Origin of the sequence: Dactylosporangium sp. NPDC005555 (assembly GCF_040605635.1) — a bacterium.
GTDB lineage: Bacteria > Actinomycetota > Actinomycetes > Mycobacteriales > Micromonosporaceae > Dactylosporangium.
The window spans coordinates 1-2801 of record NZ_JBEXDG010000146.1 but is presented as its reverse complement, the minus strand read 5'-3'; the positions used below and the strand labels follow the sequence as shown (position 1 = coordinate 2801).

Genomic DNA, 2801 nt, shown 5'->3' with positions numbered 1-2801 from the left:
TGCTAGCGGACAGTGAAAAATCCTTGCTGACGGACAGTTGAGTCCCGGCTCGCGGACACCGGAATTCCTGGTGGGCGGTCAGGTGATCTCCGTCATGACCTCGTGTAGTGGATCTCTCCGGCGGGTTGGCTGGCGGGTTGCTGACCTTGCCGTCAACCCGACCGGAGAGACCGTGACCAAGTCTGACAGGGAGATCATGGAGATCTTGGAGGCATACGACCTGACCGGCTGCGTGCATTCTGCTGGGCAGTTGGCTGGGTGTGACCCGAAGACCGTTCAGCGGTATGTCGCGTTGCGTGACGCTGGTGGCGGGGACCCGTTCGTTCGCATGACCCGACCGAAGTTGATCGACGCGTTCCTGCCGAAGGTGGAAGAGCTTGTCGAGGCGTCGAAAGGCAAGATCCGGGCGGACAAGGTCCATGTCCGGCTGGTCGGGATGGGGTTCACCGGGACCGAACGCACGACCCGGCGGGCGGTCGCGGCGGCGAAGACCGCCTGGCGGGCCGGGCGCCGGCGCACCTACCGGCCGTGGGTGCCCGAGCCCGGCCTGTGGTTGCAGTTCGACTGGGGTGACGGGCCCCGCATCGGCGGACGCAGGACGAGTCTGTTCTGCGCGTGGCTGGCCTGGTCACGGTTCCGGGTGGTGATCCCGACCTGGGATCAGACCCTCGGCACGCTCATCGCCTGCCTGGACGCGACCCTGCGAACCCTCGGCGGCGCACCGACCTACCTGCTGGGCGACAACGCCCGCACCGTCACCGTCGAACACATCGCCGGTGTCGCGGTGCGGCATCCGATGGTCGTGGCGGCGGGCCGGCACTACGGGCTCACGGTCCACACCTGCGAACCGTTCGACCCGGAGTCCAAGGGCGGGGTCGAGGCGACGGTGAAGGTCGCCAAGGCCGACCTGGTCCCAACCGAGACGAACCTGCGTGGCGAGTACACGTCGTTCGCCGAGTTGGCCGTGGCCTGCCAGGCGTGGGGCACGCGCATCAACGCCCGCCCGCACCGCGAGACCGGGATCGCCCCGGTTGAGCGGCTCGCGCTTGAGCGGCAGCGGCTGCACCCGTTGCCCACGGATCCGCACACGACTGTGTTGGGTGAGGAACGCCTCGTCGGTGACGATCAGACCGTCCGGTTCGGGTCGGTGCGGTATTCGACCCCGCCCGGCCACGTCGACACCCGGGTGTGGTGCCGGGTCGTCGGCGACGAACTCGCGATCGTCGCGATGGGCCCGGCCGGGACGGTCGAGATCGCCCGGCATACGTTGTCCACGCCCGGCAACCCGCGCATCGTCGACGCGCACTACCCGCACCATCCCGGCGGCAACCATCCCCGCCCACCCCGGCCACGGGCCCGGACGAAGGCGGAGGCGGACTTCCTGGCCATCGGTGACGGCGCCCGGCAGTGGCTGATCGAAGCCGCCGCAACCGGCGCGGCGCGGGTGCGGTCGAAGATGGCCCGCGCGGTCGAGTTCGCCGCTGTCCTCGGCCCGGCCCGGGTCGATCAGGCCCTCGGCCTGGCCGCCGCGGCCGGCCGGTTCGCCGACACGGACCTCGGTTCGATCCTGGACCATCTTGAGCGCCGCAACCCGGCCGGTGACCTCGTCCACGCCGACGAGACCTACTCCGCGCAGCCCGGCACCAGCGGCTGGGAGCGGTTCGGTCGATGACCGACCGGGATCCTCTGCGGCTGGACCGTGACCACGCCGCCGACCTGGCCCATCTCCTCGGCCGCATCGAGGACTGGCTGCGTCACGCCGACACCGGCACGCACGACGACCTCACCACCTTCCTGGACGGTCCCGGCAACGGCGCCCTCGCCGCCGCCGGACTCCTCCACGCCCTCGACCAGCACACCCTGCAGCTGCACCAGCTGCTGCAAGAACAGGAACCCCGATGACCCGACCGACCACCCGGCGAACCAGCCAACCGGCCACGGCGCCGGCACTGCCCGACGAACTGGACCGGCTGCTACGCCGGATGCGGCTGCCCTACCTGCGCCAGGCCGCACCCGACGTCATCGCCACCGCCAAAGCCCAACGCTGGGACCCCGCCGAAGTCCTCCGCGTCCTGATCAACGAAGAAGTCATCGGCCGGGACGCCGCCACCCGCCGGATGCGCCGCAAAACCGCGAACTTTCCAAGCGGCAAGACGTTCGGCACCTGGCGACCTGAGCAGTCGACGATCCCGGCCCCGACCCAGCAGGCGCTGACCACCCTGGAATGGATCAGCCGCGCCGAGAACCTCGCCATCGCCGGACCCTCCGGCACCGGCAAGTCCCACTTCGTCGAAGCCCTAGCCCACACCGCAATCGAGGCCGACCTGCGCGTCGGCTGGTTCACCCTCGAAACGTTGACCGCCACGATCGGACGGGCCAAAGCCGACGGCTCCACCGCCCGCACCGTCACCAGAATCTGCCGCAACGACCTCGTCGTCGTCGACGACATCGGCATGCTCCCCGCCGGACAGGACGCCGCCGAAGCGTTCTACCGCATCGTCGACGCCGCCTACGAACGCCGCTCGATCGCCGTGACCAGCAACATCCACCCATCCGGCTTCGACACCATCATGCCCAAGACCCTCGCCACCGCGACCGTCGACCGGCTCCTGCACCACGCCCACCTGATCACCACCGCAGGCGACTCGCACCGCCTGCAACAAGCCCTCGCCGGCAAAGGAGTCCAAGCCTTGACCTGACAAACACCGAGGAGAACACCTGACCGTCAGCACGGAATTCTGGTGTCCGCCCACAAGGAACTTCAAAGACCGCAGGACAGGACTTCGTCCTGACCGTTGACA

The 2801-nt window shown here is 69.2% G+C and carries 3 protein-coding genes; all 3 read left to right on the top strand.

Features of this window, described 5'->3' with window-relative positions:
• The first annotated feature begins 196 nt into the window (after window positions 1–196).
• The 3 genes from istA to istB are packed head-to-tail and all read left to right on the top strand — an operon-like array spanning window position 197 to window position 2699.
• On the top strand, window positions 197–1672 hold the full coding sequence (gene istA, locus ABZS58_RS51070) for an IS21 family transposase (protein ID WP_354792077.1): 1476 nt from the start codon (window positions 197–199) through the stop codon (window positions 1670–1672).
• Entirely contained in the window at window positions 1669–1902 is a 234-nt protein-coding gene (locus tag ABZS58_RS51065) for a hypothetical protein (protein WP_354792075.1), read from the top strand. The genes istA and ABZS58_RS51065 overlap by 4 nt, the downstream gene beginning before the upstream one ends.
• Window positions 1899–2699, top strand: coding sequence for an IS21-like element helper ATPase IstB (istB, locus tag ABZS58_RS51060; protein ID WP_354792074.1), 801 nt, complete (start codon window positions 1899–1901; stop codon window positions 2697–2699). Before ABZS58_RS51065 ends, istB begins: the two co-directional genes overlap by 4 nt.
• The last annotated feature ends 102 nt before the right edge of the window (window positions 2700–2801 follow it).